The sequence below is a fragment of the Streptomyces sp. NPDC002795 genome (assembly GCF_042888725.1).
In the GTDB taxonomy this organism is placed as follows: domain Bacteria; phylum Actinomycetota; class Actinomycetes; order Streptomycetales; family Streptomycetaceae; genus Streptomyces.
On the sequence record NZ_JBIAQB010000003.1, the window covers coordinates 21,001 to 35,087 of the forward strand.

The following is a 14,087-nucleotide window of genomic DNA, read 5'->3' on the forward strand; positions in this document are numbered from 1 at the left end:
CCCGCGATCAGTTGTGAAAGGACTGATTCCCATGCGACACCACGGACACGAACACGGACATGGAAACTTCGGCCCCGGCCAGCACGGCAGGGGCGGATTCGAGCCCGGCGGCTTCGAGGGCCGGCGTGCGGCGTTCGGGCCCTTCGGGCCCGGCTTCGGCGGCCCCGGCGGTCCCGGCCCCTGGGGGCGCGGCGGCCGCGGAGGCGGGCCGCGCGGACGGGCGCGGCGCGGTGACGTGCGCGCCTCGATCCTGGCCCTGCTGCAGGACCGCCCGATGCACGGCTACGAGATGATCCAGGAGATCGCCGAGCGCAGCGGCGGCGCGTGGAAGCCGAGCCCCGGCTCGGTCTACCCGACGCTGCAGCTGCTCGAGGACGAGGGCCTGATCGTCAGCGCGAGCGAGGGCGGCAAGAAGCTCTTCTCGCTCACCGACGACGGGCGTACCGCCGCCGAAGAGGGGCCCGACGCCCCTTGGGAGGAGGCCGGTCGCGGCGTCGACTGGGAGGCCATGAACGAGATCCGGGCGGCCGGCTTCGGCATGATGGAGGCGTTCGGCCAGGTCTGGAAGACCGGCGACAAGGAGCAGCGCGAGAAGGCGATCGCCGTCATCAATGAAGCGCGCAAGAAGCTGTACCTGATCCTCGCCGACGAGGACTGAGTCCCGTGCGGGCCCAGGCAGGCCACAGAGCACGGAAGAGGCGTCCCGTACGACAGGTGCGGGGCGCCTCTTCGCGTACGTACGTACGTAGTACGTACGTAGACGTAGGTGGTGTGTACGAAGGGTCAGGTCACGAGCCCGTTCAGCTTGCGCAGTGACTCGTCGAGCGCGGCTGTCGCGGAGTCCTTGAGCTTGCCCGCCATCAGCGAGACCGCCGCCCCGGTGAACTCGCCCCTGATGCGGGCCGTGGTCGCGTCGCCGTCCGGCGCGAGCGAGTAGTGCATGAACAGGTTCACGCCCATGGGGCCCTTGCCCCTGATGGCGAAGGTGCGGGTGGTCTCGAGCTCCTCGATGGTCCAGGTGACCTCGGCGGGGAAGCCCATCAGCTTCATGTTCTCCTCGAACTGTCCGCCCACTTCCAGCGAGGCGGGCCCGCCCTTCGGGAAGTCGGTGTGGGTGGCGTTCCACTTCGCGTACGAAGAGAAGTCGGTGAGCTGTGCCCAGACCTTCTCCGCGGGTGCTTCCATGCGTGCTTCCGCGCTGACTTCGGCCATGTGGCCACCCCTTTGAGTCGAGAGCCGTGACGGGCTTCGATATCGCGTCGTCGCGGAAAGTAGCCGCCTGGCCTCGAACATTCAATACTGATGAACCGTCAGTTCTGTGGTGGGGCGTTCCGGACCCCTCGGGGACGAGTGGCTCGATCTCATCCGTAAGGAGGAGATGTTCTTGATCAGTGCCCAACTTGTGTCGGACATGAGAATGCTCCTCGCCGTGGATGTTCCGAAGCGTTCACGCTGATGGGGTGGGGAGTGTGCATAGCTCAACCCCGTCCGATGCCGGAGCGATCGGCCCCACCAGCGACGAACCCGTAGACGCCCAGCTCAGCGACGAGCTCGCGGCGGTCGTCGCGGGCGCCCGGCGGCGCGCGGTCCGGGACGGGGACCGGCAGATCGACACCGCGCACCTGCTGCACTCCCTCCTCGAGTCGGATCCCGACGTGCGTGCCGCGTTCCCGGAGGGCCCGCAGGTGGCGCGGCTGCTCGGCTACCTCGTGCAGCGCAGCATCGGGTACGGGCTGCGCTGGCAGGGCTCGGTGGAGGACTCCGGCGCCGTTCCCCTCGTACGCTCCGCCCCCGGCTGGTCGCCCGTCGCGGCCGCCGCGATGGAGGCGGGCGTGCAGCGGGCCGCGTCGCGCGGTGACGAGCGGGCGCGCGGCGTCGACGTGCTGGCCGCGCTCGCGGCGGATGTGGAATGCCGCGCGGTCGAGGTGCTCGGCCGGGCGGGTGTCGATGTGGAGCGGCTGCGGCAGCGGCTCAACTGAAACCGCGCGCGAGACCCTGCGGTTCGACCGGGTCGCGTGCGCGCCGCCGATGGCTCTGCGGCCCGACCGGCCCCCGCGCAAGGCGCCCATGAGGTCGGCGTCCATCCCGTGAGACAGGGGTCAACGGGGATGACGGTCCTGACGCGCCCTGTCATGATGTGCCGGTGCGCGAGTCAATGGGTTCTTCGGGGAAGCAGGCAACCCGCGGGCGCGGCATGGGACTGGGCCTCGCCCTCCTCTCCGCGCTCGCGTTCGGCGGTTCCGGGGTGGCGGCCAAACCGCTGATCGAGGTGGGGCTCGACCCGCTCCACGTGGTGTGGCTGCGCGTCGCGGGCGGCGCCCTGGTCATGCTGCCGGTCGCCTGGCGGCATCGCGCGCTCGTGCTGCGCAGGCCTGCGCTGCTCGCCGGGTTCGGGCTGCTCGCGGTCGCGGGCGTGCAGGCCTGCTACTTCGCCGCGATCTCCCGCATCCCCGTCGGTGTCGCCCTGCTCATCGAGTACTTGGCGCCCGCGCTCGTACTCGGCTGGGTCCGCTTCGTGCAGCGCAAGCCCGTGACGCGCGCCGCCGCGCTCGGCGTCGTGATCGCCGTGGCCGGGCTCGCCTGTGTCGTCGAGGTGTGGTCGGGGCTCGGCTTCGACGCGCTCGGCCTGCTGCTCGCCCTCGGCGCGGCCTGCTGCCAGGTCGGCTACTTCGTGCTGTCCGACCACGGCGGCGACGCGGCCGAGTCCGGGGCCGAAGTACCTGACCCGTTCGGTGTGATCGCGTACGGGCTGCTCATCGGGGCCGTGCTGCTCACGGTCGTCGCCCGCCCCTGGGGCATGGACTGGTCGGTGCTCGCGGGCAGCGCGTCCATGGACGATGCGGCCGTGCCCGCGTGGCTGCTCCTGTGCTGGATCGTGCTGCTCGCCACGGTCGTCGCGTACCTCACCGGCGTGGTGTCGGTGCGCCTCCTGTCGCCGCAGGTGGCCGGGGTCGTGGCCTGCCTGGAGGCGGTCGTCGCGACCGTCCTCGCCTGGGTGATGCTCGGGGAGCACCTGTCGGGGCCGCAGTTGTTCGGCGGGGCGATGGTCCTGGTCGGGGCGCTCATCGCACAGTCGTCGAAGACGGTGGCCGCGCCGCAGGAACCGTCCGACGCCGCGCAGGAAAACGTGTTGTCGCGTGCCGGCGGGGCTCCTTAGGGTGCGGAGCATGCATGCACGCGCACTCGTCCTGCCGCCCCCGGCCGTCTGAGGGCTGCCCGGCTGTCGTGGCCGGGCCCGGTCGACCGGGGATCTCGCCACTGTGGGTCGCCACCTGAGGGGTGCCGGCCGGAGCTGTGCTGCCTGTAGTGATCCCTGGCGCCGTGCTTGGCCCTGCCGCGGGCGGCGCTTCCCGGAGGGGTACGGCCGTCCGCTCACGACGGTCCGTGTTCCTGCCCCCGGTGTGTCCGGAGGGCCGCTCTCCGTGGAGTGTCACGTGTCGTATGTCGCCAAGGCGGGCGCGGTCGCGCCTGCTGGTTCTGCTTCGGGCTCAGCTTCGGGGGCCTTGCGCCAACTGCCGGTCGCACGCGGCCTGGTGTATCTCGTCGTCGCCGGTGTCGCCTGGGGCACCGCGGGCGCCGCCGCCTCGTTGGTGTTCCGGGCCAGTGACCTGGGGCCCGGTGCCCTGTCGTTCTGGCGCTGTGCCGGCGGGCTCCTGCTGCTCGTCGCCGTGCGGGCGCTGCGGCGTACGCCCGCCCCGGTGTCGTACGAGACGAGGGGCCGCAAGGCCGTCCGGCTCGGCGTGCTGGGTCTCGCGCTCGCCGTGTTCCAGACCGCCTACTTCGCCGCGGTGCAGGCGACCGGGCTCGCCGTGGGCACGGTGGTCGCGCTCGGTGCGGGGCCCGTGCTCATCGCGGTCGGCGCGCGCGTGCTGCTCGGGGAGCGGCTCGGCGTGGGCGGGCTGCTGTCCGTGGCCGGGGCGCTCGGCGGGCTCGCTGTCCTCGTCCTCGGCGGGGGCGACGCGACGGTGCGCCCGCTCGGGGTGGTGTGGGCGCTGCTGTCCGCGGCCGGGTACGCCGTGATGACCCTGCTCACCCGGTGGTTCGGCCGGCACGGCGGGGCAGAGGGCGGGCTGGGCACGACCGTGGGCACGTTCGCGGTCGCCTCGCTCGCGCTGCTGCCGCTCGGCGCGGTCGAGGGGCTTGTGCCGCACACCGGCCACCACCTCGCCATGCTCGGCCTGTTGGTGTACATCGCCTCGGTGCCGACCGCGCTCGCGTACGCCCTGTACTTCGCGGGCGCGGCGGTGGTGCGCTCCGCCACGGTCTCCGTGATCACGCTGCTCGAACCGGTCGGCGCCGCCGTCATCGCGGTCACGCTGCTCGGCGAGGACCTGACCACGGCGACCGTCGCGGGCACCGCCCTGATGCTGGCGGCGGTGACGGGCCTCGCCGCGGCGGAGGCCCGGTCGACGCGCTGAACTCCCAGGGCCTGCCTCTTACGCGGGCTGGTGACGTTACGCGGGCTGGTGACGCCGTCGTCGCTGCGTGGCGAGGGCGGCGGCGTCACGCGGGTCGCCCCGTCCGGCGAGGCCCGCCGCGATCTTGTCCTGGACCTCGGCGGGCTTGTGCTCCGCGTACTTGAACTTGGCCCGTACGTCGGTCACTTCGAGCAGCAGGCCCCGGATGCCCGGCAGCATCCGGCCGTACGGGGCCTCGCCCGCGGCCACCGGCACCGAGAGGCCGGGCGGCTGGAAGTGGCCCACCTGCCGGTTCAGGAGCTCCGCCTTCTCCTCCGGGTCGTCCACCACGCGCGCGGTGCAGCGCAGTTGGACGGCGGCGTAGAAGCTGGTCGGCGTGCCGTGCTCCGGGGGCACGTCGGGCGGCGCCTGCCAGGGGCCCGGCACGAACGCGTAGTCGTCGACGACGCTCAGCAGTACCTGCGGGTTGGCGTCGAGCGCGGACCACAGGGGGTTGGGGCGGGCGAGGTGGGCGACCACCTCGCCGAACTCGCCCGGACCCTGAGGGTCGTACGCGAAGTGCATGGGTTGCACGAAAGGGGGTTCGCCGTCGAGGCCGTTGACGGCGAGCTGGCCGAAGTCGTGGGCGGCGAGCCACTGCTGCCACTCGGCTGTGTCGCGCGCCGCGTCCCAGGGGTGGATCAGCATCACAGCCCCTTGAGGTACGAGGGAACGTCGATGCCGTCGGCGAGGTCGTCCGAAGGAAGCAGCTCACCGTAGCCGCGCTGTACGGGGACCACGCCCGCCCAGTGCGGCAGGTCCATGTCCTCGGGCTCGTCGTTCGGACCGCCCGCGCGGACCTTCGCCGAGACCTCGGAGAGGTCGATGCGGAGCACGGCCGTCGCGGCGAGCTCCTTGGCGTTCGCGGCCCGCGAGTCGGCGGCGCGGCCCGCCACCACGTGGTCGACGATCGCGTCCAGGGCGAGCCGCTTCTCCTCGGCGTCCGTGACCTGGTGCGCCGTGCCGTGCACCACCACGGAGCGGTAGTTGATGGAGTGGTGGAAGGCGGAGCGGGCGAGTACCAGGCCGTCGACGTGCGTCACCGTCAGGCAGACCGGCAGGCCGGGGTCCTGCTGCCCCGCCATGCGCAGCGGGCGCGAGCCGGTGGAGCCGTGTACGTAGAGCCGCTCGCCCACGCGCGCGTACAGCGTGGGCAGTACGACGGGGGCGTCGTCGCGGACGAAGCCGAGATGGCAGAGGTAGGTCTCGTCGAGTATCGAGTGCACCAGGGCGTGGTCGTACGCCGCGCGCTCCTTGGCGCGGGTCGGGGTCGTGCGTTCCGTGGGCGCGTAGGAGGCGGCTGACTGTTCCTGGGCGACGCTCATGTTGCGAACTCCATTGCACTAGTACATAATGCTGTTTGTGCTAGGAGAGTATCGGATCAGTGGGCGTCGCGCAGCAGAGATCTGCGCAAGCGTCGAGCGTGCGGTGATCGCCGGGGATCTTGAGCCGGGTCAACTGCTTCCGCCCATGCGGGAGTTGGCTGAACAGCTCGGGGTGAATCCGAATACGGTCGCGGCCGCGTACCGGTCGCTGCGTGAGCGCGGGGTCATCGAGACGGCCGGGAGGCGCGGCAGCCGGGTGCGTCCAAAACCGGTCATCACCGCGCGCGAGGCCATCCGCGTGGACGTGCCGGAGGGAGTGCGGAACGTGTCGGACGGCAATCCCGACACGGCGCTGCTGCCCTCGCTGGTAGAGGCGTTCACGGCGGCCGCGGGCGTCGCCGACAAGGAGCCGGTGCTGTACGGGGACGACTCCCTGGAGCCGGGGTTGGTGCGCCGCGCGCGGGCCGACCTCGATGCGGACGGGGTGCCGGGCGGGCCCGTCACTGTGACATCCGGTTCGCTCGACGCCATCGAGCGGGTGCTCGCCGGGCACCTCAAGCAGGGGGACGCGGTCGCCGTGGAGGACCCCGGCTGGGGCAGCATGCTCGACCTCGTGCCCGCGCTGGGGCTGCGGACGGTGCCGGTCGGGGTGGACGACGAGGGGCCGCTGCCGGATGACGTGGAGCGGGCGCTGAGTGCGGGGGCGCGGGCGATCGTGGTGACGGACCGGGCGCAGAATCCGACCGGCGCGGCAGTGGGTTCGGGGCGGGCGAAGGCGCTGCGCGCGATCCTGGGCGGGCACCCGGAGGTCCTGCTCATCGAGGACGACCACGGCCACGGCATCGTCGATCTGCCGCTGCATCCGCTCGCCGGGGCCACGCGGCAGTGGGCGTTCGTACGTTCCGTGGCCAAGGCCTACGGGCCGGACCTGCGGCTCGCCGTGCTCACCGGGGACGGCGGCACGGTCGACCGGGTGCTGGGGCGGCAGCGGCTCGGGCCGGGCTGGGTCAGCCGCATCACGCAGCGGGCCGTGACCGGGTTGTGGGAGGCCGGGGCGGTGGACGCGGTGGCCGTCGCGGCCTCGTACGGGGAGCGGCGTGACGCGCTGGTCGCTGCGCTGGCTGAGCGGGGGGTTGTCGCGCACGGGCGCAGCGGGATGAACGTGTGGGTGCCGGTGGCGGACGAGACCGGGGCGGTGGCGCGGTTGCTGCATGCCGGGTGGGCGGTGGCGCCGGGGGCGAGGTTCCGGATGGAGGCGGGGCCGGGGGTGCGGATCACGGTGTCCCGGTTGGAGGTGGGGGAGATCGGGGTGGTGGCGGACGCGGTGGTGGCGGCGGTGGGGTCGGGGCCGCGGAGGCATTACGCGTGAGGTGCGTTGCGGCGGGCCGCGGGTTCGGCGTCACCTTCGGCCCAGGGGGTGCGGCGTCGGGGCTTGGCCCCGAGTTCCTGTTGCGCGGCACCGGGGCGCCGCCTTGCCCACCCTGCCGCCCAAGGCGGCAGATTGCCCAAGGCGGGTGGGGTGTCGTCCGAGGCGGGTGGGGTGTCGCCCAAGGCGAGTGGAGTGCCGCCCGAGTCGGGCGGGGTGTCGCCCAAGGCGGGTCGGGCGTCGCCCGAGTCGGGCAGGGTGTCGCCCAAGGCGGGTCGGGTGTCGCCCAAGGCGAGTGGAGTGCCGCCCGAGTCGGGCGGGATGTCGCCCAAGGCGAGTGGAATGCCGCCCGAGTCGGGCGGGGTGTCGCCCAAGGCGGGGTGGGCGTCGCCCGAGGCGGGTGGGGCGTCGTCCAAGGTGGCAGATTGGTCAACGCGGCGAGGGCTAGGACCCGCCCCGGCGTCGCGACTGCGTGAGGGCCGCGCCCGCCAGGACGATGGCCGCGCCGATCGGGGTCGACCAGCTCAGGGATTCGCCGAGGACCGCGACGCCTGCCGCCGTTGCGATGACCGGGACGAAGTACGTGACCATCTGCGCGGTCGTCGGGCCGACCTCGGCCACCAGGCCGTACTGGATGAGGAACGCCACCCCCGTGCCGAGCGCGCCCAGCGCGGCGATCGCGAGCAGCGGGACCGTTGAGAAGTGGGCCGGCCAGGACGTGAACAGCGGGGTGACGAGGGCGAGTTGGACGGTGGCGAGGAAGAGCTGCGCCCCGATCATCGACACGTTCGACTCGCCCGTGTTCGCGAGCGTGCGGCGGACGTAGATCCAGCCGATCGGGTAGGAGAGCGAGGCGAGCAGCGCCATCGTCGTGCCCGCCACGTCCAGGCCGTGGAAGCCCTGCCACACGCCGAGGACGGTCAGGACGCCGAGGAAACCGATGCCGAGGCCCGCGACCCGGCGCCGCGTCGGCCGGTCCTCGGAGAGCGCGACCAGCGAGAGCGCCATGCCCCACAGTGGCGACGTCGCGTTGCAGATCCCGGCGAGCGTCGAAGGGATCGTCTCCTCGGCGAACGCGAAGAGCGAGAACGGCAGCGCGTTGAGGAAGAACGCCGCGACGGTCAGGTGCCCCCAGGTGCGGGCCCCGCGGGGCAGCCGCTGACGCTTCACGATCATGGCGACGACCAGGACCGCCGCACCGAACAGCAGACGCCCGAGCGTGACCTGGAGCGGGGCGAAGCCCTCCGTTCCCACCTTGATGAGCAGAAAGCTGAAGCCCCAGATGAGGGCGAGCACGCCGAAGCGGACGCGCCAGTCGAGGGCGGGCCGCGGGGCGGCGACGGCGGGCGTGGCCGCGGTGGTTCGGGGAGGGGTCGTCGTGCTCATAGGGTCCAGATTGGCTCCCTACATCTTCGTAGCACAAGCGAGATTATTTTCCGGGTACCAATTAGCATCGCTTACATGTTGAATCTGGAGCGCCTGCGGGTCCTGGATGCCCTGGCCCGGCACGGGTCGGTGAGCGGCGCGGCCGAGGGGCTGCACGTCACCACGTCCGCCGTCTCGCAGCAGATGACCAAGCTGGAGCGCGAGGCGGGGCAGCAGCTGCTCGCCAAGCGCGGGCGCGGCGTGCGCCTCACCGACGCGGGCCGGCTGCTCGCGGAGCACGCGGCACGCATCCTCTCGCAGGTCGAGCTGGCCCAGTCCGACCTGGAGGCGCAGCGCGGGCAGGTCGTGGGGGAGCTGCGGCTGTCCGCGTTCCCGACGGCCGCCCGCGGACTGTTCCCCGGCGCGCTCGCCGCGCTGCGTGCCGAGCATCCGCAACTGCGCGTACGGTCCCAGGAGTTGGAGCCCGAGGCCGCGGTGGCCGAGGTGATCCGCGGGGATCTCGATCTCGCCGTCGTGCTGGACTGGTACAACAAGCCGATGCCCATGCCGGAAGGCCTGGTCAAGGCGAGCATCCTCGACGATCCGGCGGATGTCGCGATGCCGGTCGGCCATCCGCTGGCCGGGCGCGAAGTGGTCGGCCTGGAGGACTTCGCGGACGACGAGTGGATCACCTGGGGGCAGGGTGAGTTCTGCCACGAGTGGCTGATGTTCACGCTGCGCGCCAAGGGCGTCGAGCCGCAGGTCGCCCATCGCGCCGCCGAGACACACACCCAACTCGGGCTGGTGGCGGCCGGGTTGGGCGTGTGCGTCGCGCCGCTGCTCGGCCGCGACCCGATGCCCGAGGGTGTGGTGACAGTGCCGGTGCGGCAGAAGGTGCGGCGCCATGTCTACGTCGTGTGGCGCGCGGACGCGGATCGGCGGCCCTCGATCCGCGCCGCGGTGCGGGCACTCCAGAAGGTGGGGGCGGATCTCGGGCAGCTGGCCGATGGGTGACGTCAGCGTCGGCCGGGATCGGCCAGCTTCCGGAAGTCCCACGAGGCGAACTTGTCCGGAGTGAGTCGCGCCCACGCGTGCCGGCCGTCGTAGACCATCTCGGTCATCCCGAAGTTCTTGTGCGCGAACAGCCGCTCGATGGCGTCGAGTTCGGGGAACGGCTCGCCGGTGCGCGGGGTCTCCCCGACGAACTCCATGCGACCGGACAGCTCGACGCCGCGCAGCTCCCCGTACTCCTCGCCGGCGTCGACCACCACCGACACCCGGCCGTCGGCCCGCAGATCGGCCCAGCGGCGGCTGCGGGACAGCGAGTAGATCCACAGTGATGTGCCGTCCCAGGCGAACCAGAGCGGGCTGACGTGCGGCGTGCCGTCCGCGTCCACCGTGGCGACGCGGCAGGTGCGCTGTTCGGCGAGGAACGCGTCGCGCTCCTCGGGCGACATCATGATCTTCCGGCCGCGGCGCTGGGTGGCGGTGGTCATAGGGGCTCCCTTGTCCGGCATCCGACGTATATCGGGCGTGCTTCCGACCTGTCTGACGTGGTATCAGGAACGCAGCATGCGACCTCTTCCCTGTGCACGCAATGGTGGCTACCCTCCAGCAGCCCGGAAAGCAGCCGGAGTTCCGACAGGCAGGGGGCGGTCGTGCCGTCGCACGAGAAGCACCAGAAACGCGAGCAGCGCGAGAAGCGCGAGAAGCTGGCCGAGCTGCTCGCCCCGGCGAGCACGGTGCTGCTGACCGTCGAGTGCCAGCAGGGCGTCGTCGGCGCCGACAGCGCGCTCCCCGAACTCGCCGAGGAGGCGCGGACGTCGGGCGCCCTCGACAACGTGGCGCGGCTGGTGGCGGCAGCCCACGAGAGTGGGGTCCAGGTCCTGCACGCCGTCGCGGAGCGGCGCCCGGACGGCCGCGGGGCCAGCCGCAACGCCCGCCTCTTCCGTGCCACCGAGCGCCTCCCCGTGAAGCAGCTCTCGGGCACCGACGCCGTCCGCGTCGCCCCGCCCGTCGAGGTCGCGGACGAGGACATCGTCGTACGCCGCCTGCACGGGCTCTCCCCGATCGCCGGCACCGACGTGGATCCGCTGCTGCGCAACCTCGGCTGCCGCACGCTCGTCGTCACCGGTGTCTCCGCCAACGTAGCCATCCCGAACGCTGTGTTCGACGCCGTGAACCTCGGCTACACGGTGGTCGTGCCCCGGGACGCCATCGCGGGGGTGCCCGCCGGCTACACCCCCGCGATGATCGACAACACGCTCGCCCTGATAGCCACCGTGACGGCGACGCCGGACGTGCTCGACGCGTGGAAGCGTACGTAGGGCGTACGCAGAGCCTACGTAGGCGGCGCTACGCGAGCTCGATCGAGTCGCCGCTGACCTTCAGCGGCTTCTCCTCCAGGGGCTGCGTGGCCGGCGGATGCGTCACGCTGCCGTCCTTGATGGAGAACTTGCTGCCGTGGCACGGGCAGTCGATGGTGCCGCCGGCCACCTTGCTCACCTTGCATCCCTGGTGCGTACAGATGTTGGTGAACGCCTTGAACTCGCCCGACGCGGGCTGAGTCACCACCACCCCGGCGTCCGCGAGGATCTTTCCACCGCCCTCCGGGATGTCCGAGGTCTTGGCGATCTCCTTGCCTTTCTTCTTCTCGCCGCCGCCCGATGACGCGTTGCCCGCGGGCTGCGACGTGTCCTCGTCCGAGCTGCCGCACGCGCTCAGCGCCGCGGCGATCCCCGCGGCGCCGACCGCCGTGACGACGACGCGGCGCGACGGGACATGGCTCGTGGGGGCGGGCTCCTGCGAAGCGGTCATGAGGTGAAGGTCCCTTCATCGGTGGGTCGGGTCGAGGGGACGTGCTGGATCCCGTGGGGGTTTCCCTGAGGTACGTACGGTGATCCCTGGACGTTCAACGTCATCCTGATGCCATAACCGGGGCGCGTGCTCCCCGAAGTCACCGCGACCCGCCATGTCACCCCATTGAGGGTCACCAGAGGCAGCGGGATGCACCTCTCAGCCCTCAGCCGCAGGGCAGTCGGGTGAGCTGAGGCGCGGGACGAACGGATGACCGGTAGGCATGGATATGCACGTTCCGTCACATCGATGCACCCCCACTCAACGCATCACCTCACCGCGTCACCTCACCGCCTCACCGAAGGAGCTCACCCATGTCCCGGAACCGGATCGCCCTCGCCGCGACCGCCGCCTCGGCCTGCGCGGCCCTGCTGTTCGTCGCCCAGCCGGCCACGGCCTCTGCCGCGCCACAGGCCGCCGCACCGCAGGCCGCAGGGCCGTACGGATGTGTGCCGCAGGGGCAGACGGGCCTGTACCTGTCGAAGGAGGGCGAGGCGACGCTCACGTACTCCACGGAGTTCGTCTCCGCCCTGCGGAAGCAGAACGTCCGGACCGAGGCCGTCGCGCCCAACTCCCTCAAGAGCGACGGCAGGTCGATGCTGATCCCGATCGGGGAGAAGTACGACAACATCGAACTTCCCAGCGGCCGGGTCTGCTACCCCGGCGGCATGAAGTGGACGAACCCCGCCACCGACGCCACGTACGAGGTCGACGACTTCTGGATCAAGTTCGAGGCCGTCGGCAACAGCAAGGTCTTCACGACACCGAACATCAATGGCACCCCGCGCGCGGGTGGAGAACTGAACCTCGCGAACTTCACCGTGGCACAGGCCCTCACGACCGGTCAGTTCGTGCCGCACAACGGCGGCATCGGCCCGAAGCGCGTCACCTTCACGATCGACGCCGAGTTCGCGCGGGACCTCAACCGCACCCTGGGCACCGACCTGAAGGCCGGTGACCCCTGGGCGACCCTGGACATCGCGTGGAAGGGCGTTCCGAGCCGCGCGCTGCCGTCGTTCAACACCCCGGAACTGGCCGGCCTGGGACGCATCTCGGAGGCGCTCGGCGCGGCGCAGAGCCTGCCGAACCCGTTCGGCGCGTTCGGCCAGCAGTAAGCCACTGCCGTGCCGTGCCGTGACATGCGATGAACTGAAATGTCACGGCACGGAGCAGGCTGCGGTCAGTACGGGAAGAGGCTCCGGACCAGCAGGCCGAGTCCGACGGCCAGGACCACCAGCGCCGTCAGGACCGTTCCGTACGGGGCGAAGCGACGCAGCGCGGGCAGCCGGCGTTCGCCGATGACGGCGAGCCGGTTGCCGCCTCCCGCGAGCAGCAGGCCCGCCGCCGTGAGGGTCAGGGCCATGCCGACCCCGTAGCCGAAGACCAGCAGCACGCCGAACGACGTTCTGCTCAGGGCGACCGCTCCCAGCAGCACGACGAGCGCCGAGGGGCTGGGCACGAGGCCTCCCGCCAGGCCCACGCCGAGCAGCGCGGCGAAGCCCGTGCGGCCTCGTTCTTCAGCGTGCTCGTGCCCATGCCCATGCCCATCGTGGCTGTGGCTGTGGCTGTGGCTGTGCCCGTGACTGTGGTGGTGCAGGCCGGTGGGGCGGTGGCCGGTGTGGAGGGCCCGTACGGCGGTCACCGCCAGCCAGGTGCCGATGAGCGCGATCACGGCGCCGCTGATCGCGCCGAGGCCGCCCAGGAGTTGTTCGCCGAGGAAGCCACCGGAGACGGTCAGGACGAGGCCCACCGCGAGGACGCCCGCCGTGTGGGTCGCGGTCACCGTCGCGCCGACGGCGAGGGCCGCCCGGACTCCGCCCTCGCGTCGGGCGAGACAGGCGGCGACCGCCAGCTTGGCGTGGCCGGGGAGGGCCGCGTGGCCCGCGCCGAGCAGGAGGGTGAGGAGGACGGCGAGGAGGCCGACGGGGAGGGTGAGATCGCGGCCCGTGGTGAGGGCGGTGAGCCGGTTCTCCAGGGCGGGGAAGAGGACGGCCTCACGGACGAGCGCGGGGGCGGCCGCAGAGTGTTGCGCGCCCTGGTCCGCGCCGGGTGCCGCGACTCCCGCGGTGGCGGGTTCGCTGTGCAGCCGGGCTTCCACGGTGTCGAGCGGGTCCGTGGCCGCGGTCGCCGGGTAGTCGCGCAGGCCGCCGCTGGTGCTGGTGGCGGGTACGGAGGAGTCGGTGAGCCGCACCCCGGAGCCGGCGGCGGTGATCTCCTTCCAGCCGGTGCGGGCCGCGTCGGCCGCCGAGGTGAAGGTCAGGTCCGCGGGGCCGCTCAGGTCGGCGTCGGCGCTCAGCGTGCAGGTCAGCCGGGCGATGGGCAGTCCGGCCGCGCCTTTGCCGAAGGTGAGGGCGGACTCGGTCGCCTTCCAGGTGAGCGCCTGCCCGTCGAGTGCGGCCCGGGTGGCGCGGGCCAGTCCGGCGCAGCGGTCCGCGGCGCGGGCGGCCGCCTCCGCCTTCGAGATCCGGCCGTCGCGGTCGGTGTCGGCCGTGTCGTGGTCCTGTGCGGTGGGAATCTCCGCGGTGTCGACGACGGCCGTGTCGATGAGTCGACCGGTGGTCAGGTGCAGCCCGTCGTAGTGGTTGACGCTGAAATTGCCCAGTGGGTGGGCGTGTGCGGCCGGGGCCGCGCAGAGGGCCAGCAGCAGAGCTGCGGGCAGGGCCTTCGCGGCGGCGACGGCCGGGCGTGAACGGTTCATCGACTGCTCTCAACTGCCGG

General features: G+C 72.1%; 16 protein-coding genes. 8 read left to right on the forward strand and 8 right to left on the reverse strand.

The window, feature by feature from the left end; translation table 11 throughout:
- The first annotated feature begins 31 nt into the window (after positions 1–31).
- The gene (locus tag ACFYWS_RS09385; RefSeq protein WP_389271908.1) at positions 32–658 is read left to right on the forward strand and encodes a PadR family transcriptional regulator; all 627 of its coding nucleotides are present in this window, start codon (positions 32–34) and stop codon (positions 656–658) included.
- Between the two features lie 125 nt (positions 659–783).
- Here the strand turns inward: ACFYWS_RS09385 and ACFYWS_RS09390 are convergent, their stop codons facing one another.
- Positions 784–1,212, reverse strand: a complete 429-nt coding sequence (locus tag ACFYWS_RS09390) for an SRPBCC family protein (RefSeq protein ID WP_389271911.1) — start codon at positions 1,210–1,212, stop codon at positions 784–786.
- 221 nt (positions 1,213–1,433) lie between these two features.
- On the opposite strand from ACFYWS_RS09390, the gene ACFYWS_RS09395 reads away from it, so the two are divergent.
- From ACFYWS_RS09395 to ACFYWS_RS09405, 3 genes are all read left to right on the forward strand, one after another.
- Positions 1,434–1,979, forward strand: coding sequence for a Clp protease N-terminal domain-containing protein (locus ACFYWS_RS09395; protein WP_389271914.1), 546 nt, complete (start codon positions 1,434–1,436; stop codon positions 1,977–1,979).
- A gap of 176 nt (positions 1,980–2,155) precedes the next feature.
- Positions 2,156–3,157: a DMT family transporter gene (locus ACFYWS_RS09400; protein WP_389274039.1), complete on the forward strand. Its 1,002-nt coding sequence runs from the start codon at positions 2,156–2,158 to the stop codon at positions 3,155–3,157.
- 346 nt (positions 3,158–3,503) lie between these two features.
- A complete protein-coding gene (locus ACFYWS_RS09405) occupies positions 3,504–4,418 on the forward strand; it encodes a DMT family transporter (protein WP_389271918.1) in 915 nt (304 codons plus the stop codon).
- 36 nt (positions 4,419–4,454) lie between these two features.
- Here ACFYWS_RS09405 and ACFYWS_RS09410 read toward each other — a convergent pair whose 3' ends face one another.
- Together ACFYWS_RS09410 and ACFYWS_RS09415 are read right to left on the reverse strand one after the other, a co-directional pair.
- Complete coding sequence (locus ACFYWS_RS09410; RefSeq protein WP_389271921.1) at positions 4,455–5,105, reverse strand: FMN-binding negative transcriptional regulator; 651 nt, start codon at positions 5,103–5,105, stop codon at positions 4,455–4,457.
- Complete coding sequence (locus tag ACFYWS_RS09415; protein ID WP_389271924.1) at positions 5,105–5,782, reverse strand: pyridoxamine 5'-phosphate oxidase family protein; 678 nt, start codon at positions 5,780–5,782, stop codon at positions 5,105–5,107. Before ACFYWS_RS09415 ends, ACFYWS_RS09410 begins: the two co-directional genes overlap by 1 nt.
- Positions 5,783–5,819: 37 nt before the next feature.
- Between ACFYWS_RS09415 and ACFYWS_RS09420 the strand changes: the two genes are divergently transcribed.
- On the forward strand, positions 5,820–7,151 hold the full coding sequence (locus tag ACFYWS_RS09420; RefSeq protein WP_389271927.1) for an aminotransferase class I/II-fold pyridoxal phosphate-dependent enzyme: 1,332 nt from the start codon (positions 5,820–5,822) through the stop codon (positions 7,149–7,151).
- Here ACFYWS_RS09420 and ACFYWS_RS09425 read toward each other — a convergent pair.
- A complete protein-coding gene (locus ACFYWS_RS09425) occupies positions 7,142–7,564 on the reverse strand; it encodes a hypothetical protein (RefSeq protein ID WP_389271930.1) in 423 nt (140 codons plus the stop codon). The two genes, ACFYWS_RS09420 and ACFYWS_RS09425, sit on opposite strands and share 10 nt — an antisense overlap.
- 28 nt (positions 7,565–7,592) lie before the next feature.
- Positions 7,593–8,534 (reverse strand): DMT family transporter, encoded by a 942-nt coding sequence (locus ACFYWS_RS09430; RefSeq protein ID WP_389271933.1) that lies wholly within the window; start codon positions 8,532–8,534, stop codon positions 7,593–7,595.
- A gap of 75 nt (positions 8,535–8,609) precedes the next feature.
- On the opposite strand from ACFYWS_RS09430, the gene ACFYWS_RS09435 reads away from it, so the two are divergent.
- Positions 8,610–9,527 carry a LysR substrate-binding domain-containing protein gene (locus ACFYWS_RS09435; RefSeq protein ID WP_389271936.1) on the forward strand — a complete coding sequence of 306 codons (918 nt, stop codon included), beginning with the start codon at positions 8,610–8,612 and terminating at the stop codon, positions 9,525–9,527.
- A 2-nt stretch (positions 9,528–9,529) separates the two neighbouring features.
- On the opposite strand, the gene ACFYWS_RS09440 is transcribed toward ACFYWS_RS09435, so the two are convergent.
- On the reverse strand, positions 9,530–10,009 hold the full coding sequence (locus tag ACFYWS_RS09440) for a pyridoxamine 5'-phosphate oxidase family protein (RefSeq protein WP_389271939.1): 480 nt from the start codon (positions 10,007–10,009) through the stop codon (positions 9,530–9,532).
- 162 nt (positions 10,010–10,171) lie between these two features.
- On the opposite strand from ACFYWS_RS09440, the gene ACFYWS_RS09445 reads away from it, so the two are divergent.
- On the forward strand, positions 10,172–10,840 hold the full coding sequence (locus ACFYWS_RS09445; protein WP_389271942.1) for a cysteine hydrolase family protein: 669 nt from the start codon (positions 10,172–10,174) through the stop codon (positions 10,838–10,840).
- A gap of 28 nt (positions 10,841–10,868) precedes the next feature.
- Here ACFYWS_RS09445 and ACFYWS_RS09450 read toward each other — a convergent pair whose 3' ends face one another.
- Complete coding sequence (locus tag ACFYWS_RS09450; RefSeq protein WP_389271946.1) at positions 10,869–11,330, reverse strand: Rieske (2Fe-2S) protein; 462 nt, start codon at positions 11,328–11,330, stop codon at positions 10,869–10,871.
- 353 nt (positions 11,331–11,683) lie between these two features.
- Here ACFYWS_RS09450 and ACFYWS_RS09455 point away from each other — a divergent pair, with 353 nt between their 5' ends.
- Positions 11,684–12,484 carry a hypothetical protein gene (locus ACFYWS_RS09455; RefSeq protein WP_389271949.1) on the forward strand — a complete coding sequence of 267 codons (801 nt, stop codon included), beginning with the start codon at positions 11,684–11,686 and terminating at the stop codon, positions 12,482–12,484.
- A 65-nt stretch (positions 12,485–12,549) separates the two neighbouring features.
- On the opposite strand, the gene ACFYWS_RS09460 is transcribed toward ACFYWS_RS09455, so the two are convergent.
- Positions 12,550–14,067: a nickel transporter gene (locus ACFYWS_RS09460; protein ID WP_389271952.1), complete on the reverse strand. Its 1,518-nt coding sequence runs from the start codon at positions 14,065–14,067 to the stop codon at positions 12,550–12,552.
- Positions 14,068–14,087 lie beyond the last annotated feature (20 nt).

Bases quoted from the DNA above. Each gene is read 5' to 3' on its own strand.
- ACFYWS_RS09385 (WP_389271908.1), top strand. From the start codon at position 32: ATGCGACACCACGGACACGAACACGGACATGGAAACTTCGGCCCCGGC.
- ACFYWS_RS09390 (WP_389271911.1), bottom strand. From the start codon at position 1,212: ATGGCCGAAGTCAGCGCGGAAGCACGCATGGAAGCACCCGCGGAGAAG.
- ACFYWS_RS09395 (WP_389271914.1), top strand. From the start codon at position 1,434: ATGTTCCGAAGCGTTCACGCTGATGGGGTGGGGAGTGTGCATAGCTCA.
- ACFYWS_RS09400 (WP_389274039.1), top strand. From the start codon at position 2,156: ATGGGTTCTTCGGGGAAGCAGGCAACCCGCGGGCGCGGCATGGGACTG.
- ACFYWS_RS09410 (WP_389271921.1), bottom strand. From the start codon at position 5,105: ATGCTGATCCACCCCTGGGACGCGGCGCGCGACACAGCCGAGTGGCAG.
- ACFYWS_RS09415 (WP_389271924.1), bottom strand. From the start codon at position 5,782: ATGAGCGTCGCCCAGGAACAGTCAGCCGCCTCCTACGCGCCCACGGAA.
- ACFYWS_RS09430 (WP_389271933.1), bottom strand. From the start codon at position 8,534: ATGAGCACGACGACCCCTCCCCGAACCACCGCGGCCACGCCCGCCGTC.
- ACFYWS_RS09435 (WP_389271936.1), top strand. From the start codon at position 8,610: ATGTTGAATCTGGAGCGCCTGCGGGTCCTGGATGCCCTGGCCCGGCAC.
- ACFYWS_RS09440 (WP_389271939.1), bottom strand. From the start codon at position 10,009: ATGACCACCGCCACCCAGCGCCGCGGCCGGAAGATCATGATGTCGCCC.
- ACFYWS_RS09450 (WP_389271946.1), bottom strand. From the start codon at position 11,330: ATGACCGCTTCGCAGGAGCCCGCCCCCACGAGCCATGTCCCGTCGCGC.
- ACFYWS_RS09455 (WP_389271949.1), top strand. From the start codon at position 11,684: ATGTCCCGGAACCGGATCGCCCTCGCCGCGACCGCCGCCTCGGCCTGC.
- ACFYWS_RS09460 (WP_389271952.1), bottom strand. From the start codon at position 14,067: ATGAACCGTTCACGCCCGGCCGTCGCCGCCGCGAAGGCCCTGCCCGCA.